The sequence below is a fragment of the Pseudaquidulcibacter saccharophilus genome, from assembly GCF_019455445.1.
Taxonomy (GTDB): Bacteria; Pseudomonadota; Alphaproteobacteria; order Caulobacterales; family Aquidulcibacteraceae; genus Pseudaquidulcibacter; species Pseudaquidulcibacter saccharophilus.
The window spans coordinates 592,045-615,009 of the sequence record NZ_JAHWUS010000001.1 but is presented as its reverse complement, the minus strand read 5'-3'; the positions used below and the strand labels follow the sequence as shown (position 1 = coordinate 615,009).

Below are 22,965 nucleotides of genomic sequence, written 5' to 3'. Positions count from 1 at the left end.
GGGAGTTATTGATGGCTTTCGTATCACTACGCCAACTTTTAGACCACGCAGCAGAAAATAATTACGGTGTTCCCGCATTTAACGTAAATAATATGGAACAAACCGTTGCGATTATGGAGGCTGCGGCGGAAACCAATTCTCCGGTAATTTTACAAGCATCTGCCGGTGCACGTAAATATGCCTCTGAACCAATGCTACGCCATCTTATGCTTGCTGCCGTTGAACTTTATCCAGATGTTCCTGTTGTTCTTCACCAAGACCACGGTACTTCACCTGCGGTTTGCCAAGCATCAATTCGTTCTGGCTTTACTTCGGTAATGATGGACGGCTCTTTAATGAGCGACGGCAAAACCCCATCATCATACGAATACAACGTTGAAGTAACGCGCGAAGTTGTTAAATTCTCACACGCGATTGGCGTTTCTGTTGAGGGTGAGTTGGGCTGCCTTGGTTCACTTGAAACCGGTATGGGCGAAGCCGAAGACGGCGTTGGCGCAGAAGGCAAATTGGATCATTCACAACTTCTAACCGACCCAGCCGAAGCAAAAGATTTCGTTGAAAAAACCGGCGTTGACGCCCTTGCAATTGCAATTGGTACATCACACGGCGCATATAAATTCACCAAAAAACCAACTGGTGACATTCTTTCAATCCAACGCATCAAAGAAATCCACGCGGTAATTCCAAATACTCACCTTGTTATGCATGGTTCAAGCTCTGTACCACAAGAATTATTGGCGATTATTCGTGAATTCGGCGGCGACATGAAAGAAACCTATGGCGTTCCGGTTGAAGAAATCCAAGAAGGCATCAAACACGGCGTTCGTAAGATCAATATCGATACCGATATCCGCCTTGCAATGACTGGTGCGATCCGCAAAGTATTCGCAACCAACCCATCTGAATTTGACCCGCGCAAATATTTGGGCCCTGCGAAAGAAGCTGCGAAAAAAGTTTGTCTTGCACGCTTTGAAGAATTTGGCACTGCTGGTCAGGCTTCAAAAATCAAACCAATTCCATTGGAAAAAATGGTTTCGATTTATAAATAATCAATTGATTATAAAAGAATTCAAAAGGGTGCATTTTGCACCCTTTTTTATTTTGCAAACCATTATATTTTATATTGAAATATTAAAGGGGTTTCATTTGTTAAAACGTGTCTTCATTATCGCCATTAGCACCGCATTTGCCACCAATTGCTTTGCTGAGGATTTAAGCTGCAACTACCCTGTTAAACATGGTGATAGCGCAAAATCAATAAAGGCACGTTTTGGCAAAAATGCCGTAATCGATACAATCTATTTGCCCGAAGGAGAAACCACAAAGGGCATCGTCCTTTATCCCAAAAACAAATTAAAACGTATCGAAATTCTTTTTGATGATGAAGAAATGACCCGCGTTGGCAGCGTTACCGTGCGCACCGACAAAAGCGATTGGAAATTAAAAGGTCTAACTAATTCAGATCGCCTTAACAAAGCCGTGGCAATCAATGGGGCGCCAATTTCAATGTCTGGCTTTGATTGGGATTATGGCGGTTATACCGGTGATTTTCATAAGGGTAAATTATCGGGGACAAAAACCTGCCAATATGGTTTGCGCTTTGAACTTCCGGAAAATGCCACTGATTTTGATAATATAATCGGTGACATTTCCATAAGCTCTAATGACAAAGCGGTTAAGCGCAACAACCCACTTATATCTGAGATGTATGTTGAATATTCTTATTAAAAGAAGTGCCTAGAAACAGCCTTTACCTTCAAAGGCAAAGCTTTCGACCAATTTCTGTTTATTGACGATAAAGCGTTTAACGCATTTGGCCTCGTTGGAATTATAACCATCTGGATATTCCATTGGGAAAGGTATGCCAATACCGATACCACCATAATTGCCACGGTGCCAACCACCGCCCCAACCGGTTCCAACACTTACATAACCAGAAGTACGCGGGTAATAGCCATCTTTTTTGGTTTCAAACTGAAGCATTTCACGACCATCGGTCAATGGATAAGTTGAAGATGGTGGCCCAAGGTCAAGCACAACATTATCAACCGATTGACCGACATATTTGTCCGAAACCTGTTTTTGGTACAACGCAGCCCGATCTTTGTATGGAACGGTTTCACACGCTGCTAAGCCAAGGACAGCAATAAGGGTGGGAATTAATACAAGCTTTTTCATATGATTATTACGCCACAAAAAACGACATATGTCGAATAAAAAATATTTTACTATTTTACGCACCATTAAATGAATGTCGCATGAATTTCACATGCGCTAAAAAAGCTGTGGACGAATCTGCAATTTGTGTATCTTTTCAGTTGCAAATTTCCCCAAAGCAGACAGGTCCCGACTTGTGCACAGATTCTAACTTGTGCCACTATTTCCAACTGCAAAAATTGTGAATAAATTCTTACCAAGAAAGCCTATTGTTAAGGGGTCGTTAATCAATTTCATAAAAAAAATGATTTTCACATGAAATTGCATATTGACCAAAAGGGCGATTAGGACACACTATATATTGTGTCTTGGGGCTAAAGACATACACACTATATGGGAATTGTGACAAATATTTGTAATTTAAACATTTTTTAAATTACACGTATTTCACGGGATTTTGAAACAATATTTAGGTTTGGGCGAAGGAATAAATAACGATGGCGCAGCACGACAATGCAACGGCACAAGCAAGTGAAGATAAAGATAATTTGTCACCTGTTTCACAAAGCGAAATACGCCGTGGAAAGCCCAAGCCATTCAAACTTAGCCTAGTGCAAAAGGTTGAAATTGATCGTTCACGCGATGATCTTTTGACCGATTTCGGCAAAACCACTTTGGAAGATCGCTATCTTTTACCAGGCGAATCTTTCCAAGATATGTTTGCGCGCGTTGCAACCACCTATGCCGATGACGCCGACCATGCCCAAAGAATTTATGATTATATTTCGCGCCTTTGGTTTATGCCCGCGACCCCTGTTCTTTCAAATGGTGGTGCGGCGCGCGGTTTGCCAATTTCTTGCTTTTTGAATTCGGTTGACGATTCGCTTGATGGCATTGTGCAAACTTGGAATGAAAATGTTTGGCTGGCATCAAATGGTGGCGGTATCGGCACATATTGGGGTGGGGTTCGTTCAATTGGTGAAAAGATTTCAACCAATGGCCATACTTCTGGTATTATTCCGTTTATCCGCGTTATGGATTCATTGACGCTTGCAATTTCACAAGGTTCACTACGTCGTGGCTCGGCGGCGGTTTATCTTGATGTTCACCACCCAGAAATCGTTGAATTCTTGGAAATTCGTAAACCTGCTGGTGACTTTAACCGTAAGTCATTGAACCTACATCACGGCATTAACATCACCGATGAATTTATGGAAGCCGTTCGTAATGGTGACGATTTTGCATTAATCAGCCCGAAAACTGGTGAACAAGTTCGCACAATCAAAGCACGCGATTTATGGCAAAAAATTCTTGACGTTCGCATGGCAACCGGTGAGCCGTATTTGCTTTTCGTTGATAACGTAAATCGTGCAATGCCAATGCACCAACGTAACCTTGGCTTTAAAGTACGCCAATCAAACCTATGTGCGGAAATCATGCTGCATACTGGTAAGGACCATTTGGATAATGATCGTACTGCGGTTTGCTGCTTGTCATCATTGAATGCCGAAAAATTCCTTGAATGGAAAGATGATGAAAGATTTATCGAAGACGTAATGCGCTTCCTTGACAACGTGCTTGAGGATTTCATTGCCCGCGCACCAAGTGAAATGGATAATGCCAAATATTCCGCTTTCCGTGAACGTTCGGTTGGCATGGGCATTATGGGTCTTCACAGCTTCTTCCAAAATATGGGTATCCCGTTTGAATCAGCAATGGCGAAATCATGGAATAACCGCATGTTCCAACACATCCGTAAGGGCGCCGATGCGGCATCTGTAAAACTTGCACAAGAACGTGGACCTTGCCCTGATGCGGCAGAAAGCGGTGTTATGGCACGCTTTAGCCATAAAATGGCAATCGCACCAACCGCATCGATTTCAATCATCGCCGGCGGCACCTCTGCTGGTATCGAGCCAATCCCTGCCAATATTTATACCCACAAAACCTTGTCGGGTTCATTCTCGGTAAAAAATCGCGCATTGCAAAAACTTCTTGCCGAAAAAGGTAAGGATGATGTTGCAACTTGGACCTCTATCCTTGAGCATGAAGGTTCGGTTCAACATCTTGAATGTCTTGATGAACATGAAAAAGCTGTTTTCAAAACTGCTTTCGAACTTGATCAACGTTGGATTATCGAACTTGCCGCAGACCGCACGCCATATATCTGCCAAGGTCAGTCATTAAACCTATTTATTCCTGGTGATGCAGATAAATGGGATCTTCATATGCTGCATTGGTCAGCGTGGGAAAAAGGCATTAAATCGCTTTATTATTGTCGTTCAAAATCTGTGCAACGTGCTGCTGTTGCGGGTCGTGATGGCTATGACAAAGGTGAAAACCCCGATGTTGTTGACATGAAATCGGCGGCAAAAACCGATTATGATGAATGTTTGGCTTGCCAATAGTTTATCTAAAAAATGTCTATATAAACAAATAGATGGGCGGATAATTTTCCGCCCTTTTGTTTTTGATAAGTAAAAAATAACCTTTTTATATTAATTGATTCTGGGGACTAAAAAATCAGGGAATTGGTTAAATGGCTGAGCCAATTGAAATTTATAACTGGCTACGGATTGATGATTATATAACCACGTCCGGAATGCTAAAAAATGATAATATTAAACGTCTGGCGGACATGGGTATTGGTCATATTGTTGACCTTAGTATGAGTGATGATTTAGCAGAAAAAGTTGCAACCATCATGGGCCATGGCATGGATTATATCCATATTTTTGTTAAATATGATAATCCAACAGAAGAAAATTTCGAAGAATTCTGCGGCGTTCTTGAAACCCTTAAGGGCGAAAAAATCCACATTCATGACAGGTTTAATTTTAGGTCTAGTGCATTTCTTTACCGTTATCACCGCGACGTCTTAGGTTGGGAAGAAGCAAAGGCACGCGAACTATTGGAGCGTATTTGGGATCCATATCCAAGTTGGCACAAATTCCTTAAATGGGAATAATTATTTCAATAGGTTTTTAATGCTTGGGCGATGCACAACATCAACACCATTAAGCGCGGCAAATTTTACGAAGCTTTCGGGGGGAAATTCGCCAAAACTTGTTTTTGGGGTTTTTAATCCAATTGCGCCTGCAATCCCATAAACATAATCCTGACAAGCATAGGATTTACCACCCCATTTGGGGCGGTTAATATAAACCTCTTGTGTGCGCCATTTTTCATGTTCGGCAATTGCCGATTGATAGACATCATCATTAACCTGTATTTTTAATTCAAGATGGTGGCGCCACGGGTCGTCAATCTGAATCTGCCCTTTAACCGGGGTTTGACCAAAATAAAATCCCACTGGGTTAAATATAGATTTCACCAATTCGATAGCGGCCTTTTCCTTATTTTGGGAATAATAGCCATATTGATGGGTTCCCATTGGTTCATTAGGGGGCGTGGTGTCAAAGGCCACCCACATATGCCCAAAAAACCAATATTTTGAAGGCTCAGCATGGGTGGCGACAATGGTAATTATATGCCCAGGCTTTGAATGGTCGCTTCTTTTATCAAGATAATAAGTGGCGGGAATTGCGCCATAATCAACAAAATATGATTTTGACCAAATAAAAATAATGGCAAATATATTTATCAAAACCCAAAGGCCACAAACAAATATAAGTTTTGTTAAAATACTTGCTTTTGCTTTTGCCAAATCTTGCCCCTTTTGGCGCAATGATTAGCATATTGGATTTAAAAATAAATCCCACCCTCCAAATAATACCAACTATGGATTACGCATTGCAAGGTAAGAATAAACCCGATTTGGGGTTTCGATATTGTTTAACTTTACCAATTCGGCAAATGATTCGGGTGGGAATTTATCCCAATCATTTTGCTTTACTTTTAGGCCAACCGCCTGTGCAACCTCAAAAACATAATCGCGGCAAGTTATGGTTTTACCACTTATTGATGGGCGCAATAAATATTGATTTTGGTTTCTCCATTTATCATCCACCAAAAGCGCGCGGGCATATTGGGCATTATCGACCCGCAAGACCAACTGCCAATGGCGATAAAGCCCTTCATCATTGCGCATAACGCCGGCAATTGGCTTTTGCCCTGTAATAAGTGCTGATGGCGATATAATGGATAGGATTAAGGCGCGTGCCGCTTGTGATTTTGATGCCGCATAAAAACCGGCCTCTTTTTCACCATGGGCATGTGGCGGGGCTTTATCCCACACCACCCAAATATGCCCAAACCAAACTTTTTTATCTGGTTGCGCCTTTATTGCTGAAATAATAAGGGTTTTGCCAACTTGGCCTTTATCATGACGTATATCGGCATAATAAGTTTGCGGCGTGTTATCAACCGTCATCGAATATGACTTTAGCCAAGAAAATGCGAGAATTGAAAGATTTATAAAGCACCACAGAAAGCAAATCGTTATAAGGGCAAAAACGCCTTGCCAGACGCGCTTTACGAATATTTGCGATTTTTTCATATCAAATCCCGGTAATTGGACAGGCATTGCAAATTGCCACCCCATCTATCGGAATCAAAAAATAGTGCCGCAGTGCAACACGGATTTAAAGAAAATTTGAAACTTTAATTACAAGAGCGATTTAACCGCATTAACCACTATTTCAGGATGTTCGTTCTGAATGAAATGCCCTGAATGCACGATTTCCACCTTACCGCCAAAATCATTCACCATCTGCCGCATCGCGGAATGCCTTATGGCAAGATATTCATCGGCATTTTGCATTTTACCAACATTATCGGCGGCAAGGATTATGGTTTTATCCAAATGGAATGGTTCATACTTCATCACGGGGTCATCGTTAAAATCGCTATGATAAAACTCATCACGCACCGCAGGAGATCCTAGTTTGATTATTTTTTTAAAGACTGCAAAATCTTTGGGCGCAATTTCACTAAGGGTTTTTGATTGATAAGGAATCGATGGATCAATCAAAACCATTCCCGCCACTTCATCACGATAGCTTAAGGCAAAATGTCGGGCAAAACTGCCACCCAATGAGTGACCAACCAAAATATATGGCGGTTTAATTCCATTTGCTGATAATTGTTCGTGCAATTCGCGCACTATATTGCTTGCGCCACGCGGTTGCCCATCAAATTTTACACCACCATAACCTTTGCGGTTAAAAGCAACTACTTGCGAAAGCTCGGAAAGCGGTTTGATGATTTTCTTGAATGATGAAATATCACTACCCAAACCATGAATTAAAACTATTGTTGGGGTTCCTGCCCCAAGGATGATTTTATCCTGTTGCATTTTGTCGCGGGCAAATGAATTCGACCCCATGAAAAGCGGGCTGGAGGCAAAAATTGAAGTCGCAATAACACGACGATTTACGTTTATTTTGAGCATGTTTTAACTTCTGCAAATCTTTGTGGCTAAATTTAGGTTTGGCTATTTCCTTAAAGCAAGAATCTGTGAACAAAGTGTCAATCTTAACTTTTTCTTAAATACAAATCACAATATTTAGTGGTTAGTGTTTAACCTCTCCACAATATGTAGGTGCTGTCATGTCTATTATAAATCCAAAATTAAGCAAAGTCGGTCTCTTAACACCTTCTTATGCCTATAAGCCGTTCCGTTATCCTTGGGCGTATGATTTTTGGAAGAAGCAGCAGCAGGTTCACTGGCTGCCAGAAGAAGTGCCATTGGGCGAAGATTGTAAAGATTGGGCAACCCGCCTTTCGGATCAAGAACGTAATTTGCTAACGCAAATCTTCCGTTTCTTTACCCAATCAGATGTTGAGGTGAACGATAATTACATGGACAGATACGCCCATGTGTTCCGCCCAACCGAAATTAAAATGATGCTTTCGGCATTTTCCAATATGGAAACCATTCACATTGCCGCTTATGCGCTTTTGCTTGAAACCGTTGGTATGCCAGACACTGAATTCACCGCATTCCTTGAATATAAAGAAATGCGCGACAAACACGATTATATGCAAACATTCGGCGTTGGCACTGATGAAGATATTCTTCGCACCGTGGCAATGTTTGGCGCGTTTACCGAAGGTCTTCAATTGTTTGCATCATTCGCAATGTTGATGAACTTCCCACGTTTCAACAAAATGAAAGGCATGGGACAAATTGTTTCTTGGTCAGTACGTGATGAATCACTTCACTGCGAAGGCATGATTAAAATGTTCCACCAGTTCGCGCGCGAAACCGGAAAGCTTAATCAATCCATCAAAGATGACATTATGGATATGTGCAAAACCACGGTTGGCCTTGAAGATAAATTTATCGACCTTGCATTTGAAATGGGCCCTGTTCAAGGGATGGAAGCCCAGGACATCAAACAATATATTCGCTATATTGCCGATTGGCGCCTTGATCAGCTTGGCTTGCCAACCTATTACGGCGTAAAAGAGCACCCAATTCCTTGGCTAGTGCCACTTTTGAACGGTGTTGAACATGCCAACTTCTTTGAAGCGCGCGCAACTGAATATTCAAAAGGCGCAACCAAAGGCGAATGGGGCGGTCAAGGCGGTGTTTGGGATATGTTTGACCAACTTCAGGAAAACCGTAAAAAAGACCCTGATTATAATCCTGATACGATTTACGTCGGCGTTTAATCTATTTCACCACAATAGAAACTTAAAAGGCTTGCCATTGGCAAGCCTTTTTAAATTTGGATTTGATTATCTTCGCGGCCCATCCGCACCAACACAAACTGCCTTGTCATCATACCAAACGCCACCGCGCTTATAGCAATCATCACGCATCATTGCGTTGCGTTCAGCAGCTTTTTCAGGGTCGGTTTCGACCGGACCAAGCGCACAAGCAGTTTGTGAAACCCCAATTAGCAAAAGCAAGAAAGCTAATGTTTTTGTTTTCGGATTTTGTCTAATTCTATATTTATCCATTTCTCCTGATCCTTTTGCGCGCTTTTGCTTGGCTCACAATAATTGTATTCAGAAACCCATTTTCCGCCGGCATCATTGCAGGCATTTATGCGCTTCACATTATTTGCATCATGATTAGGAGAACCAGAAACACAGCCACAAAGCAAACTAAATAAAATTAATAAAGTTGCATTACTGGCTGTTTGTTTCATCATCAAATTTCCGCTTTAGCAGCCTCAAGAAGGGCGCTCATTTCGCGGCGAACCACATGCTCGGTGATATCGATGTTTTTTGCTTGAAGATCGCCAAATACTTTAGCGAATACATCTTCTTCGCCTTTTTCTTTAAGATCCACAAGTGCAACATGTTCTGCATATTCTTCAGCGGCAGCACCGTCTAAACCTAAAAGACCGGCGACCCAAAGACCCAATGCTTTGTTACGGCGCGCAGTTGCCTTGAAGAGTTTTTCTTCTTCAGATGCATATTTTCTTTCTTCAGCTCTTTCACGATCTTCGAAATTGCTCATAATTTATCCCCGGTTTATACTTTAAATATATCGCAGTGATGCCAATATTCAAGGTCTGTTTCATAATCAAGGCAGACTAGAGTATAAATGTGAATATTTATGTATTTTTACCGCCTTTGCTTGCACAAAACAGTATAAAAAGCGTATAAGCCAGATTGCTTCACATATAGTCAATGTGATAGAGCATTTTGCGAAAAAGGTGTGTGCGATTTTTTGCATTAAATAATGCGACAAATAAAGGAAACCGGTACATTTTGTATTTTGGCGAAATCAAAATACGCAATGTACCGGTTGCACTATTATTAAAATTTAACCTGTTGAGGGCTTCGGATGTCACGGCGCAAGAAAATTTATGAAGGTAAAGCAAAAATTCTTTATGAGGGCCCTGAACCGGGTACTTATATCCAATATTTCAAGGATGATGCGACCGCATTCAATGCGCAAAAGCATGCCATAATCGAAGGAAAAGGCGTTTTAAATAATCGCATTTCCGAATTCATTATGACCCAGCTTAATTCAATTGGGATTCCAACCCACTTTATTCGTCGCCTAAATATGCGTGAGCAGCTTATTCGTGAAGTGGAAATCATCCCGCTTGAGGTGGTTGTGCGTAACGTCGCCGCTGGCTCTATTTCTAAACGCCTTGGCATCCCAGAGGGCGAGGTTTTACCACGTTCAATCGTTGAGTTTTATTATAAACATGACGCATTAGGTGACCCACTTGTAAGCGAAGAACATATTACTGCATTCAATTGGGCTGCAACCCAAGAGCTTGATGACATTATGGCGCTTGCACTTAGAATTAATGATTATTTGTCTGGCTTATTTGCCGGTGTTGGTATTCGCCTTGTCGACTTCAAACTTGAGTTTGGTCGTCTGTTTGAAGGTGAAATGGTAAGAACAGTTCTTGCCGATGAAATCAGCCCAGATTCATGCCGCCTTTGGGACGCGCGTGATGGCAATAAACTTGATAAAGATCGTTTCCGTCAGGATTTGGGCGGGCTTTCAGAAGCCTATACCGAAGTTGCCACCCGCCTTGGCATATTCAAAGATCCAAATGGTGCATTCGTAGAAGGTTAGATTTATGAAAATTCGTGTTGATGTAAAACTTAAAAACGGTGTGCTAGATCCACAAGGCCGCGCGGTTGCGCATGCACTTCACACACTGGGCTTTGATGAAGTTGCGGATGTGCGCATCGGCAAGGCTATTGAGCTTGAAGTTAACGAAACCGATAAAGAAAAGGCCAAGGCCCGCGCCGTTGAAATGGCGCAAAAGCTTTTGGCCAATCTTGTAATCGAATCATATACGGTTGAAGTTTTAGGTTAAATTCTTTTTTTCGCCCCATTTAAGCCTTTTAAGTGTCAAATTTTATGGCATATTAACCTTAATTAATATGGGAATTAAGGAAGGTCGAAAAAATGGGCAGAAGTCATAGAATCATAAGCAATATTGCAATTGTTTCGCTTTTGGCGTCGCAAGTAGTTGCTTGCGCGCATGAAGCAAAAAGTGCTGATATTAAAGAAGACACCGCAAAAGAAATTGATGTTTCTAAATTTGAGTGTCCGAAAGTAAAAGAAGCCGACAATTCATATCCATATAGCAAACATCCGCCGATGGTTGGGATGCCTTCACCAATGCCGCAGCCTTCTGTTGCGGTAATGGCCCCACCGCCACCACCACCGGCACCTATTGCTGAAAGAAGGGCGCTCCCGTCAAATAGTATTATTGTTACCGGAAGCAAAATAGCGAATGGGCAAATAGCGCCGCAAAAAGTACAAGACACTGAAAAATACCCTAATGCCGCCATCAATAGCGTAAAACGTGTTGCCGAGGAGGCAACCTCAACCTTTGCAATGGAGGTTGATACTGCATCTTATACCAACGCCAGAAGATTTATTAATGAAGATGAGCGTCTACCGCCATCTGATGCGGTGCGGGTTGAAGAGTTTTTGAACTATTTCAAATACGATTACTCAAAAACCCATGACAAAAGCGTGCCATTTGCAACCGATGTTGCAATTGCCCCCTCACCTTGGAATAAAGACAAGCAAATTATCCATATCGGTGTTAATGGCTATGAAGCACCAAGCGATAAACGACCACCGTTAAACCTTGTGCTATTGCTTGATGTTTCGGGATCAATGTATTCAGAAGATAAATTGCCGCTTGCCAAAAAGGCGATTTATACCATGCTTCCACAATTGACCGCCGATGATCGGGTTTCAGTTGTGGTTTATGCGGGTGCAAGTGGTACATTACTTGAACCCACCAAAGGCAGCGATACAAGAACTATTGTCTGCGCATTAGAGGGGCTTGAGGCCGGCGGCTCTACGGCAGGGGCAGAGGGTATCGAGCTTGCCTATAAACTTGCTGAAAAGAACTTCAAAAAGGATGCGGTTAATCGTGTCGTACTTATGACCGACGGTGATTTCAACGTGGGCATCACCGACCCGCGTAAATTAAAAGACTTTGTTACCGAGAAAAAAGACAAAGGCATTTATCTTTCAGTATTTGGATTCGGACGCGGCAATTATAATGACGATATGATGCAAGAATTGGCGCAAAATGGAAATGGTATTGCCGCCTATCTTGATAGCCTTTCCGAGGCGCGCCGCGTATTACGCGATGATTTCCAAGGTAATATGTTCCCAATTGCCAATGACGTGAAGGCACAGATTGAATTTAATCCCGCCTATGTTTCTGAATGGCGCTTGATTGGTTATGAAACCCGCAAATTGAACCGCGAAGACTTCAATAATGATAAGGTTGATGCTGGTGAAATTGGTAAAGGCCACCAAGTAACCGCAATTTATGAAATCACCCCGGTTGGCGGTAAAGAATCGGTTGACCCACTGCGTTATCAAAAAGAAAGTGCAACCAAACCAAATAAAAACGGTGAAATCGCATTTTTAAGGTTACGTTATAAATTACCTGGTGAAACCACTTCAAAGCTAACTGAGCGCGCGATTACACGAAAAGATGTCTATGATAATTTAAGTGATGCGCCTGATAAAACCCGCTTTGCCCTTGCGGTTGCTGCCTTTGGTCAAAAGCTACGCGGCGACCCGTGGATTGGTAATTATTCTTATGATGACATTGCAACACTTGCTAATGGTGCAAAGGCAAACGACCAATTTGGTTATAAAGCAGAATTTGTAAAACTAGTTGAAAAGGCAAAATCTTTGTCACATCTTAATGGGGATAAAGATAAATAATGACTTGTAATGCCGGATATTTATGAAATAAATATTCGGCATTATTTTAAATAAAAGGGAACCAAATGTCTTTACATACCGCAAAAATTAATTGGGAACGGGGCGATGCCGTATTTTCAGACGCCAAATATTCACGCGGGCATTTAATTTCATTTGACGGCGGGGTTTCGATTGCGGGTTCATCTGCGCCGGAATCAGTTCGCCCCCCCTTGTCCAAGGTTGATGCCGCCGACCCCGAAGAATTATTGGTGGCAGCGGTTGCATCGTGCCATATGTTGTTTGCCCTCGATTTCACGCGCAAGGCAGGGTTTGTGGTTGATTCATACGAAGACAATCCCGAAGGCAAAATGACCAAACGTGAGGATGGCAAAGTTGGTATAACCCTTGTCACACTTCACCCAAAAATGGTTTTTGTGGGCGAAGAACCATCAAGCGAACAATTGCACGAAATTCATCACAAGGCACATGAGGCATGCTTCATTGCCAATACGCTTAACTGCCCTGTCGAAGTTGAATTATAGATAGGGTTTGGGCTAATTGCGCTATCATGTAAGTGAGAATTTAAAAACACCACCGCAGTTTCAAGTTGGTTTAAAACCAATTTTGGAAAGTGAATGGCTTTTGCCCGATGATGGCGCATATTTTTTGGCGGAAAAGCAAGCCCTTCTTGATAATGAGCCCGTATTTGCCGCCTTTGACGATTCAATGCCCGAACAAATTGAGGCCGCAAAAATTATCGCGAAGAATATTGGCAAAGATTATAGGAGTGATGAACCACCCCTAAAGGCAATATCACGCCATATTTCTGATGATACAATCATTATGGCAAAACGGGGTGGTGAATGGCAATTAATTGCATTGTCATTGTGTTCACCAACGTTTTTTAATGCCGAATATGCACTTGGTAAATCACTTCATTTATTACATGAACCAATCCCGACCGGTGATTTCAAACTTTCCGACAGGATTGCGCGAATTTTTGATAATTTAAAACCAGAAAGCATTCTTGAGCGCTTTAATTGGACAGTGCAATGGTCAAACCAACGCTATACGCCCGATGGCGCAATTTTGCGAAAATTGGCTGATGATGGCGATGTTAATAATGCCGGTGAAATGTTGTTTGAACGTGTCGAGCGACAGACCATAAGATTACTTCCTGAAACTGGCGCTTTATTATTCACAATCCGTATACGCCTTACCAAAGTGAGCGATATTTTAAAGGATGATGTGGCGCGCCAATATTTCGCCAATGCGTGGGAAAATGCACCGCAAAATGTCCGAACCTATAAAAAATGGTCACATCTTGAACGTCACGTAAATCATTTATTACAAACTTATAAAAAGGAAAACCATGTCTGATTTAACCCTTTATGTTGGCAACCGCGTTTATTCATCATGGTCAATTCGCGGCTATTTAGTTATGAAATATTCGGGGTTGAATTTTAATATTATTGATATTGACCTTGACCAAGCTGGCTATGGCAAAAGACAAATAAGAGATGTTCTTGAATTATCACCAACTGGCTGCGTCCCAATTTTACAGCATAAGGACCTTTTAATTTGGGATTCATTGGCAATCGCCGAATATATTAACGAGATTGCACCCAATGCCAATCTTTATCCCAAAGATGCCAAGGCACGTGCCTTTGCCCGCGCACTAACTTGTGAAATGCATTCAGGCTTTTCGTCATTAAGAAATAATATGGCGCATAATTTAAAACGCCGTGTCAAAGAACAAGATTGGGATGAAGACACAAGATTTGAAATAAAGCGTGTCGAAGATATTTTCACCATAACCCGCAGCGATTTTGGTGGTAAATTCTTGTTTGGCGACACACCAGGGATTGTTGATGCCTTTTATACGCCAATTGCGTCACGCCTTCGCACCTATAATGTTACAATTTCTGATGCGGCACGTGAATATTGCGAAACCCTTTTATCACATGCTGATTGGCTGGAATGGGAACAATCTGCACTAGAGGGGTGGAAGCCATTTAATGCTGGCCCGTGGGACACGATTTACGAATAAAACCAACCTAATGGGTGGTGATTAATCGCAATCCCAATGATTAGTACATAACAAATTGCGGACAGCAAAAGTAATATAACCCGAATGTTTTTTGGGTTGCTTTTACGCATCGCGACAAAGCCAAAGACGATATATAAAACCACCAATAATAATTTTAAATGAAGCCAACCATTGGCAAAAATCTCTTTGGGTAAAATTGTGTAAAGAATCGCCGCCGCAGTCAAAAGGGTTGTATCAATCAAATAGCTTAGAATTCTTACCCCAAGCAAATGGCACCATTTTGCACCAAATAATGACGCCAATGCGCGTGTAAAAAACAATGCACCCGACAAAGAAATCGCCCAAATGTGCACCAATAAAATCTGCGGATAAAATTCAATCATCATTTCCTCTTAACACAAAAATCGGGGGTACAAAATCTGCACCCCCGAGTTCTTTGGAGTGTGTTATTTATCTTTTTTTGCAATTGTCCATTGGCTAAGTACGAATAGCGCCAAAAGGACAGAGCCACTGGCAAAAATTAAATCACCAGGCATGCGCATCCAAACCAATAAGTCAAAAATTGGTTTAGACATAAATTCAGCAGAGCGGGCATACCAATATCCGTGGTCAAAAGCTGCACTTAGCTGCAACAAGCCCATCGGCAATAATGTACATAATGCCATCAAGGAAAGACCAATATTAAATGCCCAGAATGATGCGTTCAAAAGTTTTTCTGACCATTGATATTCATCGCGCAAACCACGCAAACAGAATAACATCAAGCCAATTCCCAACATGCCATAAACCCCAAATAATGCGGTATGACCATGAAGCGGAGTAAGGTTTAGCCCCTGCATATAATAAAGCGCGATTGGGGTATTGATTAAGAAACCAAATAGACCAGCGCCAACCAAATTCCAGAATGAAACTGCAAGGAAGAAAAGGATTGGGAATTTATATCTTTTCATCCATTCGGTTGATTTTGATTGTTGCACAGTCTCATAGGCCTCAAAACCAATCAATGCCAATGGTACAACTTCAAGCGCAGAGAACGCCGCACCAAATGCAACACCCGCAGTTGTAGTTCCCACAAAATATAGATGGTGGAACATACCAATCACGCCGCCCGCCATAAACACTATGGTTGCGAATAAAACGTTTTTGGTTGCGGATTCGCCACGTACCAAGCCCAATTTAACAAATAAGAAGCTAATAACGGCTACGGCAAAAACCTCAAAGAAGCCTTCAACCCACAAATGAACAACCCACCAGCGCCAGTATTCGACAACTGAAATATGGCTGTTTGATCCATACATAAGACCCGCACCATACATCAAACCAATGGCGATTGTTGAAAGGAATAAAAGGCTGACGATTGATTTTAGCTCGTCTTTACGTTTTAGGGCTGGCAATAATGCACGACCAACCAAGAACAACCACAAGATAAGCCCGATAAATAAGAACATCTGCCAAAAGCGACCAATATCAACATATTCCCAACCTTGGTGACCAAACCAGAAACTTTGGGCAAGACCCATTTTTTGCATCACTGAGAACCATTGGCCGGCAAATGCGCCCACAACGATAATCAATAAACATAAAAATAAGAAGTTTACGCCCAATGCCTGAAACTTTGGTTCATGACCGGAAATTGCCGGCGCAATGTATAATCCGGTGCCAAGCCACGCGGTTGCAATCCATAATACTGCCAATTGTGTATGCCAAGAACGTGTCAAACTATATGGCAAAAATTCCGCGATTTTAAGACCATAAGCCTCTTGTCCCTCAACCTGATAATGCGCGGTGGTTGCACCCAATAAGATTTGCACCAACATCAATGCAATCACGACCCAAAAATATTTGGCGGTTGCCTTCATTGATGGGGTTAGTTGAATCCCTTTTAACGGATCAGTTTTTGGCGGAACCAAATGCTCTTCTTTGGCATGCCATCCGGCATAATGCCAACCCAAAAGGCCGATACCTGCAATCAAGAAAAGAACTGAGAATAATGACCAAACATAAGCGCCAGAAGTAACCTTATTGCCAATCAATGGTTCATAAGGCCAGTTATTAGTATAGCTTACACCCACTTTTTCAGGGCGATCTGTCCCCGCGGCCCATGCGGTCCAAAAGTAAAAGGCGGTCATTTCATGACGGCGCGCCGCATCGGGAACTGTGCCTTCTTTCATGGCAAAGGTTTCTCTATCTTGATGGGTTTTCACATCAGAAGAAAATAAGCTGTCATAATAAGCCGCAGTTTTTTTGATTGCATCGGCGCGTTCATCTGAAACAATCAAAACCCCACTATTTGGGTTATAAGTATTTTTACGGAATTCAATTTTTAAATTTGTGCTTAAAAGCGCTTGTTGCCCCTCATCAAGTGCCGCAAAATTTTTGCCGAATTGCTTTTGCGCCCGTTCATCAAGAATATTTACGATTTCACGGTGCAACCAATCTGCTGACCAATCAGGCGCAACCAATGCGCCATGCCCCCAAATTGAGCCAAGCTCCATACCACCCATAGACTGCCAAACTTTTTGACCATTTTGGATGTCATCTTTGCTATATAGCAACTGCCCACTTTGAGTGACGATTTTTTCGGGAATTGGCGGCTTGGTACGGAAAAGATCGCCCCCAAGCCCCAACATAATTGCAAAAGTGACTATTAAAAGACTTATCAGCCCCAGCCACAATTTTTTAGTTGTTGTCATTTTTGCCTCCTGTAATAAGTCACCACAATGACTTAATATGTATTTTCTCTACATATTTTTATGCAATACTATAATATTTATTTTAAATACATATTTGATTTGCATATTGCGCGTTTATGTCGCATTATTTTGTTGGGATTTACATCTAAAGGAATTATATGAGGCTTACACGTTACACTGACTATGCAATAAGGGTTTTGCTATTCTTGGCACCACGTACAGAACTAACAACTGTTGGTGAAATTGCCGATTTCTATAAAATCTCACAAAACCATTTGGTAAAAATCGTCCAAGACTTGGTTAAATATGAATATATTGAAAGTTTCAAAGGGCGCGGTGGCGGAATGCGGCTTTCAAAAGCGCCAGATAAAATCAATCTTGGTGAATTTGTAAAACGTTTTGAACCTGACATGAGGCTTATTGACTGTATTGGTTGTAAAATTGCGGGGTCGTGTTCGTTACCATTACCTTTGCACAAGGCACTTGCTGCTTTTGTTAAGGAGTTAAATCAATATAGTTTGCAAGATATTATTGATTCCAGCGAAAATCTTTCAACAATTTTCGGAAATGGGGCAAAATAGCTTATTTTTGTTCATTGCAGGAATTTCAGAATTAAAATTCATATTTTACACTAGCGAATTTACAATAATTACCCTAATTGGGAATTACAGGGTGGATTTGTTTTAAATGGCACAATCGGGGTCAACAACATTTGGTTCTTCACGCAGACTTTTAAAAAGCCTGCGCGAACTCATGGTTGAAGAAACTGATACCCAAACCCGTCTTGACCATATGGTGACGCAAATTGCCAATGAAATGGTGGCGGATGTTTGCTCCATTTACCTACGCCGCAATGACGGCACAATGGAATTGTGCGCCACCGAAGGTTTGAGCAGACAAGCAGTTCACAACACCCGCATGAAACAAGGTGAAGGTCTGGTTGGTTTGGTTGCCGAAGGTGCAGAACCAATTAGCCTTTCAGATGCACCAAACCATAAACGTTTCTCTTATAGACCGGAAACTGGTGAAGACCCATATCAAAGCTTCCTAGGCGTTCCGATGCTTAAAGGTGGCCGTTTAATCGGGGTTTTGGTGGTTCAGAATCGCGCCGCAAAAACTTATCCAGAAGATGATGTTGAGACACTGCAGACCATCGCCACAGTATTTGCAGAAATTGTTACCACCAATGATTTGTCCGACTCACTTGATGATTTTGACATTAAACCACGTCAGGCGTTGAACCTTATGGGCAAGACTTTTTCAAGCGGTCTTGTCAAAGGTTATGCGGTTTTGCATGCGCCCGAAGTTGCCGCGACACGCCTACTTGCCGACAATTTGGAAGAAGAAGAAGCGCGCCTTAATAACGCCTTACGTGAATTAAGAAGTGGCCTTGAAAATCTTTTGACTGGGCAAACAACCTCTCTTGGGGCGGTTCCACTCGAAGTATTGGAGATGTTTTCATTATTGTCGCGCGATCGCGGTTGGGAACATCGCTTGCTTGAGGGGGTTCGCGCAGGTCTTACGGCAGAGGCCGCAGTTGAACAAGTTCGCTCTGAACACAGGGCAAGAATGGCAACCGCCAAAGATAGCTATATTCGCGATCGCCTCCACGATTTAGAAGAGCTTGATAACCGCCTTCTACGCCACCTTGCAGGCACAAATATTACGCAAAGCCTTGGACCGGATGCAATTCTTGTAGCGCGTGATATTGGCCCTGCTGAATTGCTTGAATACGCCAATTCAGATTTAAAGGCCGTCTTGCTCGAAGAGGGGTCAAATTCGTCCCACTCTGCAATTATTGCGCGCGCAATGGGCTTGCCGATGATTGGGCAAATAAATGGTCTTGTATCATTGGTTGCCAATAACGACCCAATAATTGTTGATGGTCAGGCGGCAAGTGTTTATTTGCGCTATGATCCAATGGTTGCCGAGGCGTTTGAAAGCCGTCTAGAAGCTGATACAATTGAAAAGCAACGTATTGGGGCATTAAAGGACGTTCCAAACATTACTTTGGATGGTGAAAAAATCGGGCTTTATATTAATGCCGGATTGACCCATGACATGGATCAACTTGGCAAAACTGGTGCCGATGGGGTTGGCCTTTTCCGTACTGAATTTCAGTTTATGGTCGCCAATTCATTGCCACGCGTTGATGCGCAAACCCGCTTTTATAAAAACATAATTGATAATTCACGCGACCTTCCGGTTACTTTTAGAACGCTTGATTTAGGCGGCGATAAAATCGCACGTTTCATGAAAGGTTTTAAGGAAGAAAATCCGGCAATGGGTTGGCGCGCACTTCGCCTTGGCCTTGATAGAAAGGCCGTGCTTGCATACCAATTACGGGCAATTTTGCGCGCCACAGAAGACAAACATTTGCGCATCATGTTCCCACTTGTTTCAACAGTTGATGAATTCCTTGATGCCCGCAACATGTTGCTTGATGAAATGCAATGGGCAAAAAAACAAGGTCGCACCCCGCCGTCCAAATTTGAAATTGGCGCCATGATAGAAGCGCCATCGATTGCTTGGGATGTCGCACGAATTGCCAAATATTGTGATTTTTTATCAATCGGCACTAATGACTTGATGCAGTTCTTTTTTGCCGCTGATCGCGGCTCTAATCACGTTAATGATAGGTACGATATTTTATCGCGCCCTGCTTTAGGGTTTTTAAAATTCATTAAAGACAATGCAAATAACACCACATTATCGGTTTGCGGCGAACATGCCGGAAGACTGATTGAGGTTTTGGCACTTATCGGAATTGGCTATCGCAATTTCTCAATGGCCCCCACTGCGATTGGTGCAATCAAAGAGCTAATTCTTAAACTAGACACCCAAAAAGTGCATAGTTTTGTTTGTCAATATCTTGCCGATGAAAGCAAAATTGAGAACTTTGACCTTCGCAATGCCTTAAAAGAATTTGCAATCGAACAAGGCTATATTGCTTAATAAGGTTTCAATATTGTAATATTACTTGTAACACTTGTGCAACCACTATGGGTTTTCTGCATAAATATGTGACATTTCATTCAAATCACATCAAATAGAGCTTGTTTGCAGTGCAAAAATCATATTTAGTGACATAAATTAATAATAAATCTATGTTATTGTGTATTTAAGGACAGTAAACGTACAAATTATAACTTTAAATCGCCACACGCAGTGCGGTTTTGGTGTAAATTTGTGCTTAACCCTAATTTAAACTTTAACGATTAATTAATTTAATACTTAAGTAAAACAGTACGGAATTCGAATGACTCCCGAAGAAGCGCAAAAATTAGTTGATTTTGCAAGGACGAAGTCGCCCTCGCAGGTACGTTTGCGCGTAGTAAGTTCAATCGACAATCCTGAAGCAGATGGTGCCGGTGCAAAACTACAACAAAGACGCCGCGAAATGGGATTATCCGTAGTTCAGGTTGCACAGGCTCTAAAACTTAGACCCGACCAGATAGCAGCCATAGAATCCATGCAGTTTTCGCGCCTTCCCGGCCTTGGCTATGCATTGGGCTATGTAAAAGCCTATGCCGAGTTGCTAGATTTTGCCGACATCAAAGCAATTGTTGATGATTATAAAGAAGCATGGTCGCCAGAGCAAAAACGTGCAGAAGAAAATCGTAAGGTTTTAAAAAATCAGTTTGCATTGCCATTTGGTATTTTCATAGGTTTTGGTCTTATTGTGTGGTTGGTTGCCACATCTGTGATTAATAATATTGCCGCGCCAAAAACCGATGAAGTTATAAAAGCCCCTGATGAGGCCATTAAAGAATGGTCCGACAAGGATGTTAAGACCGCATCACGCCCAATCGTTGCAATCGACCCGATTATTGGCATCCAAGCGTCACGTAAGGCGCGCCTTGTTTTGCGTTCCGAAGATGGCGCATTGGTTATGGACAGATATATTAACCCTGGCGAAAATGTTTCAACCGATGGACTTGGTCGTTTCCTAATTTCTGCCGATGACGCAGGTGCGTTTGTTGTAAATGGTTATGGCTTCTCTATACCAGTTGGCGCAGGACATACCCCAATTTCAATGTGGCGCGTGCCAGATTTAAAAACTATGGCCGATGCCCGTGCCAAAGAGGAAGAAGCAGCCATTGCCGCGCAACAACAAGCAGAAGCTGCAAAGGCCGCTAAACAAGCACCGGCTCAAGCTAATGCAAAATCTGGTTCTGCACCGGCTGCAACTACACCTGTTGTAACCACACCAACAGCACCTAATGCCGCGCAACCTGCCCCGCAACAACCGGCAAATGCGCCCGTTCAATAATTTTAATCGTACAATAATTTTATATTCAAAAACTTCTGTGAAATTTATTTCAATTGGTTTATAGAGCGTCACCACTTTCAAAGCGGCAATTAAAAGAAAACGCACCACATGAGCAATCATAATAATATTGATACAATTCGCCCTTGGCGCCATATCGAGCGTCGTAAGTCTCGTAAAATCAAAATAGGTAATGTTGAAATTGGTGGCGATGCACCGATTTCAGTGCAAACCATGACCAACACTTTGACCGCAGATGCCAAAGCGACCATTGACCAAATTAGACGATGTGAAGATGCGGGCGCAGATTTAGTGCGTGTATCGGTTCCCGATGTTGATTCATCAAATGCATTGAAAGAAATTGTAAAGGCGGCACAAGTTCCAATCATTGCCGACATTCATTTCCACTATAAGCGCGCCATTGAATCCGCACAGGCGGGTGCTGCATGCCTTAGGATTAACCCTGGCAATATTGGCAATGAATCCCGTGTAAAAGAAGTTATCAAGGCAGCAAAAGATTATGGTTGCGCGATACGCATTGGCGTTAATGCTGGTTCCTTAGAACCTGATTTATTGGAAAAATATGGTGAGCCATGCCCAGAAGCCATGGTTGAAAGCGCCCTAAGCCATGCCAAAATTTTGCAAGATCATGATTTTCACGAGTTTAAAATTTCGGTCAAAGCATCAGATGCATTTTTAACGGTTGCTGCATATATGGCGCTTGCCGATGCGATTGATTGCCCTCTACACCTTGGTGTTACCGAGGCGGGCGGCAAAAGAATTGGCACTGTTAAATCATCAATTGGTCTTGGCAATTTATTATGGGCGGGTATCGGCGATACAATCCGCGTTTCATTATCAGCAGAACCCGAAGAAGAGGTTCGGGTTGGTTTTGATATTCTAAAATCACTTGGCCTACGGACGCGTGGCGTCAATATTATTTCATGCCCTTCATGCGCCCGCCAAGGATTTGATGTCATTAGAACCGTTGAAAAACTCGAAGAGCGTCTGGCACATATCACCAAGCCAATTTCGCTTTCAGTGATTGGCTGTGTTGTTAATGGACCAGGTGAAGCATTGTTTACAGATGTTGGCTTTACCGGTGGCGGTAAAGGCTCTGGCATGATTTATCTTAATGGAAAAACCATTGCCAAAGCGGAAAATGAAGAAATGATAGACCGCATTGTTGAAATGGTCGAAAAACGCGCCGAAGAAATGAAATAAT

23 protein-coding genes are annotated in these 22,965 nt (G+C 42.3%); 15 read left to right on the top strand and 8 right to left on the bottom strand.

The genetic code is table 11. From position 1 onward, the window contains the following. The first annotated feature begins 11 nt into the window (after positions 1-11). Together fba and KXV15_RS02875 are read left to right on the top strand one after the other, a co-directional pair. Entirely contained in the window at positions 12-1,049 is a 1,038-nt protein-coding gene (gene fba / locus KXV15_RS02880) for a class II fructose-bisphosphate aldolase (protein WP_240006655.1), read from the top strand. A 97-nt stretch (positions 1,050-1,146) separates the two neighbouring features. Beyond that, on the top strand, positions 1,147-1,728 hold the full coding sequence (locus tag KXV15_RS02875; protein WP_240006654.1) for a hypothetical protein: 582 nt from the start codon (positions 1,147-1,149) through the stop codon (positions 1,726-1,728). A 9-nt stretch (positions 1,729-1,737) separates the two neighbouring features. Here KXV15_RS02875 and KXV15_RS02870 read toward each other — a convergent pair whose 3' ends face one another. Next, the gene (locus tag KXV15_RS02870) at positions 1,738-2,178 is read right to left on the bottom strand and encodes a hypothetical protein (protein WP_240006653.1); all 441 of its coding nucleotides are present in this window, start codon (positions 2,176-2,178) and stop codon (positions 1,738-1,740) included. A gap of 476 nt (positions 2,179-2,654) precedes the next feature. On the opposite strand from KXV15_RS02870, the gene KXV15_RS02865 reads away from it, so the two are divergent. Both KXV15_RS02865 and KXV15_RS02860 read left to right on the top strand, forming a co-directional pair. Continuing rightward, positions 2,655-4,565 carry a ribonucleoside-diphosphate reductase subunit alpha gene (locus KXV15_RS02865; protein WP_338050400.1) on the top strand — a complete coding sequence of 637 codons (1,911 nt, stop codon included), beginning with the start codon at positions 2,655-2,657 and terminating at the stop codon, positions 4,563-4,565. Between the two features lie 131 nt (positions 4,566-4,696). Beyond that, on the top strand, positions 4,697-5,125 hold the full coding sequence (locus tag KXV15_RS02860; protein WP_240006652.1) for a protein tyrosine phosphatase family protein: 429 nt from the start codon (positions 4,697-4,699) through the stop codon (positions 5,123-5,125). On the opposite strand, the gene KXV15_RS02855 is transcribed toward KXV15_RS02860, so the two are convergent. The 3 genes from KXV15_RS02855 to KXV15_RS02845 form a co-directional block, all read right to left on the bottom strand. Beyond that, a complete protein-coding gene (locus KXV15_RS02855) occupies positions 5,126-5,824 on the bottom strand; it encodes a hypothetical protein (RefSeq protein ID WP_240006651.1) in 699 nt (232 codons plus the stop codon). It lies immediately after the preceding gene. 72 nt (positions 5,825-5,896) lie between these two features. After that, complete coding sequence (locus tag KXV15_RS02850) at positions 5,897-6,616, bottom strand: hypothetical protein (RefSeq protein WP_240006650.1); 720 nt, start codon at positions 6,614-6,616, stop codon at positions 5,897-5,899. A 108-nt stretch (positions 6,617-6,724) separates the two neighbouring features. After that, the gene (locus KXV15_RS02845; protein WP_240006649.1) at positions 6,725-7,510 is read right to left on the bottom strand and encodes an alpha/beta fold hydrolase; all 786 of its coding nucleotides are present in this window, start codon (positions 7,508-7,510) and stop codon (positions 6,725-6,727) included. A 158-nt stretch (positions 7,511-7,668) separates the two neighbouring features. On the opposite strand from KXV15_RS02845, the gene KXV15_RS02840 reads away from it, so the two are divergent. Further along, complete coding sequence (locus KXV15_RS02840) at positions 7,669-8,736, top strand: ribonucleotide-diphosphate reductase subunit beta (protein ID WP_240006648.1); 1,068 nt, start codon at positions 7,669-7,671, stop codon at positions 8,734-8,736. Positions 8,737-8,802: 66 nt separating this feature from the next. Here KXV15_RS02840 and KXV15_RS02835 read toward each other — a convergent pair whose 3' ends face one another. Together KXV15_RS02835 and KXV15_RS02830 are read right to left on the bottom strand one after the other, a co-directional pair. Beyond that, positions 8,803-9,027: a hypothetical protein gene (locus KXV15_RS02835; protein WP_240006647.1), complete on the bottom strand. Its 225-nt coding sequence runs from the start codon at positions 9,025-9,027 to the stop codon at positions 8,803-8,805. A gap of 193 nt (positions 9,028-9,220) precedes the next feature. Next, on the bottom strand, positions 9,221-9,532 hold the full coding sequence (locus tag KXV15_RS02830; RefSeq protein WP_240006646.1) for a DUF1476 domain-containing protein: 312 nt from the start codon (positions 9,530-9,532) through the stop codon (positions 9,221-9,223). 330 nt (positions 9,533-9,862) lie between these two features. On the opposite strand from KXV15_RS02830, the gene purC reads away from it, so the two are divergent. From purC to KXV15_RS02800, 6 genes are all read left to right on the top strand, one after another. After that, positions 9,863-10,612 carry a phosphoribosylaminoimidazolesuccinocarboxamide synthase gene (purC, locus tag KXV15_RS02825; RefSeq protein WP_240006645.1) on the top strand — a complete coding sequence of 250 codons (750 nt, stop codon included), beginning with the start codon at positions 9,863-9,865 and terminating at the stop codon, positions 10,610-10,612. Between the two features lie 4 nt (positions 10,613-10,616). Then, positions 10,617-10,859, top strand: a complete 243-nt coding sequence (gene purS / locus KXV15_RS02820; RefSeq protein WP_240006644.1) for a phosphoribosylformylglycinamidine synthase subunit PurS — start codon at positions 10,617-10,619, stop codon at positions 10,857-10,859. Positions 10,860-10,951: 92 nt separating this feature from the next. Further along, a complete protein-coding gene (locus KXV15_RS02815; protein WP_240006643.1) occupies positions 10,952-12,748 on the top strand; it encodes a vWA domain-containing protein in 1,797 nt (598 codons plus the stop codon). Between the two features lie 65 nt (positions 12,749-12,813). Beyond that, positions 12,814-13,269: an OsmC family protein gene (locus KXV15_RS02810; RefSeq protein ID WP_240006642.1), complete on the top strand. Its 456-nt coding sequence runs from the start codon at positions 12,814-12,816 to the stop codon at positions 13,267-13,269. A 16-nt stretch (positions 13,270-13,285) separates the two neighbouring features. Next, positions 13,286-14,107, top strand: coding sequence for a heme-dependent oxidative N-demethylase subunit alpha family protein (locus KXV15_RS02805; RefSeq protein WP_240006641.1), 822 nt, complete (start codon positions 13,286-13,288; stop codon positions 14,105-14,107). Further along, positions 14,100-14,777: a glutathione S-transferase gene (locus KXV15_RS02800; protein ID WP_240006640.1), complete on the top strand. Its 678-nt coding sequence runs from the start codon at positions 14,100-14,102 to the stop codon at positions 14,775-14,777. Before KXV15_RS02805 ends, KXV15_RS02800 begins: the two co-directional genes overlap by 8 nt. On the opposite strand, the gene KXV15_RS02795 is transcribed toward KXV15_RS02800, so the two are convergent. Both KXV15_RS02795 and KXV15_RS02790 read right to left on the bottom strand, forming a co-directional pair. Next, entirely contained in the window at positions 14,768-15,160 is a 393-nt protein-coding gene (locus KXV15_RS02795) for a SirB2 family protein (RefSeq protein ID WP_240006639.1), read from the bottom strand. The two genes, KXV15_RS02800 and KXV15_RS02795, sit on opposite strands and share 10 nt — an antisense overlap. A gap of 63 nt (positions 15,161-15,223) precedes the next feature. Then, positions 15,224-17,470, bottom strand: a complete 2,247-nt coding sequence (locus tag KXV15_RS02790; RefSeq protein WP_240006638.1) for a nitric-oxide reductase large subunit — start codon at positions 17,468-17,470, stop codon at positions 15,224-15,226. A gap of 158 nt (positions 17,471-17,628) precedes the next feature. Between KXV15_RS02790 and KXV15_RS02785 the strand changes: the two genes are divergently transcribed. The 4 genes from KXV15_RS02785 (at position 17,629) to ispG (ending at position 22,964) form a co-directional block, all read left to right on the top strand. Continuing rightward, positions 17,629-18,051 carry an RrF2 family transcriptional regulator gene (locus tag KXV15_RS02785; RefSeq protein WP_240006637.1) on the top strand — a complete coding sequence of 141 codons (423 nt, stop codon included), beginning with the start codon at positions 17,629-17,631 and terminating at the stop codon, positions 18,049-18,051. Between the two features lie 106 nt (positions 18,052-18,157). Next, the gene (gene ptsP, locus KXV15_RS02780) at positions 18,158-20,425 is read left to right on the top strand and encodes a phosphoenolpyruvate--protein phosphotransferase (RefSeq protein WP_240006636.1); all 2,268 of its coding nucleotides are present in this window, start codon (positions 18,158-18,160) and stop codon (positions 20,423-20,425) included. Positions 20,426-20,729: 304 nt separating this feature from the next. Continuing rightward, positions 20,730-21,743, top strand: coding sequence for a helix-turn-helix domain-containing protein (locus tag KXV15_RS02775; protein ID WP_240006635.1), 1,014 nt, complete (start codon positions 20,730-20,732; stop codon positions 21,741-21,743). A gap of 108 nt (positions 21,744-21,851) precedes the next feature. Continuing rightward, entirely contained in the window at positions 21,852-22,964 is a 1,113-nt protein-coding gene (gene ispG / locus KXV15_RS02770) for a flavodoxin-dependent (E)-4-hydroxy-3-methylbut-2-enyl-diphosphate synthase (protein ID WP_240006634.1), read from the top strand. Position 22,965: the final 1 nt, after the last annotated feature.

What these genes read in the sequence shown, in the direction of transcription:
- KXV15_RS02810 (WP_240006642.1), top strand. Translation starts at nt 12,814, where the DNA reads ATGTCTTTACATACCGCAAAAATTAATTGGGAACGGGGCGATGCCGTA.
- ptsP (WP_240006636.1), top strand. Translation starts at nt 18,158, where the DNA reads ATGGCACAATCGGGGTCAACAACATTTGGTTCTTCACGCAGACTTTTA.
- purS (WP_240006644.1), top strand. Translation starts at nt 10,617, where the DNA reads ATGAAAATTCGTGTTGATGTAAAACTTAAAAACGGTGTGCTAGATCCA.
- purC (WP_240006645.1), top strand. Translation starts at nt 9,863, where the DNA reads ATGTCACGGCGCAAGAAAATTTATGAAGGTAAAGCAAAAATTCTTTAT.
- KXV15_RS02785 (WP_240006637.1), top strand. Translation starts at nt 17,629, where the DNA reads ATGAGGCTTACACGTTACACTGACTATGCAATAAGGGTTTTGCTATTC.
- KXV15_RS02865 (WP_338050400.1), top strand. Translation starts at nt 2,655, where the DNA reads ATGGCGCAGCACGACAATGCAACGGCACAAGCAAGTGAAGATAAAGAT.
- ispG (WP_240006634.1), top strand. Translation starts at nt 21,852, where the DNA reads ATGAGCAATCATAATAATATTGATACAATTCGCCCTTGGCGCCATATC.
- KXV15_RS02840 (WP_240006648.1), top strand. Translation starts at nt 7,669, where the DNA reads ATGTCTATTATAAATCCAAAATTAAGCAAAGTCGGTCTCTTAACACCT.
- KXV15_RS02815 (WP_240006643.1), top strand. Translation starts at nt 10,952, where the DNA reads ATGGGCAGAAGTCATAGAATCATAAGCAATATTGCAATTGTTTCGCTT.
- KXV15_RS02850 (WP_240006650.1), bottom strand. Translation starts at nt 6,616, where the DNA reads ATGAAAAAATCGCAAATATTCGTAAAGCGCGTCTGGCAAGGCGTTTTT.
- KXV15_RS02830 (WP_240006646.1), bottom strand. Translation starts at nt 9,532, where the DNA reads ATGAGCAATTTCGAAGATCGTGAAAGAGCTGAAGAAAGAAAATATGCA.
- KXV15_RS02795 (WP_240006639.1), bottom strand. Translation starts at nt 15,160, where the DNA reads ATGATTGAATTTTATCCGCAGATTTTATTGGTGCACATTTGGGCGATT.
- KXV15_RS02835 (WP_240006647.1), bottom strand. Translation starts at nt 9,027, where the DNA reads ATGGATAAATATAGAATTAGACAAAATCCGAAAACAAAAACATTAGCT.
- KXV15_RS02790 (WP_240006638.1), bottom strand. Translation starts at nt 17,470, where the DNA reads ATGACAACAACTAAAAAATTGTGGCTGGGGCTGATAAGTCTTTTAATA.
- KXV15_RS02860 (WP_240006652.1), top strand. Translation starts at nt 4,697, where the DNA reads ATGGCTGAGCCAATTGAAATTTATAACTGGCTACGGATTGATGATTAT.
- KXV15_RS02800 (WP_240006640.1), top strand. Translation starts at nt 14,100, where the DNA reads ATGTCTGATTTAACCCTTTATGTTGGCAACCGCGTTTATTCATCATGG.
- KXV15_RS02775 (WP_240006635.1), top strand. Translation starts at nt 20,730, where the DNA reads ATGACTCCCGAAGAAGCGCAAAAATTAGTTGATTTTGCAAGGACGAAG.
- fba (WP_240006655.1), top strand. Translation starts at nt 12, where the DNA reads ATGGCTTTCGTATCACTACGCCAACTTTTAGACCACGCAGCAGAAAAT.
- KXV15_RS02870 (WP_240006653.1), bottom strand. Translation starts at nt 2,178, where the DNA reads ATGAAAAAGCTTGTATTAATTCCCACCCTTATTGCTGTCCTTGGCTTA.
- KXV15_RS02845 (WP_240006649.1), bottom strand. Translation starts at nt 7,510, where the DNA reads ATGCTCAAAATAAACGTAAATCGTCGTGTTATTGCGACTTCAATTTTT.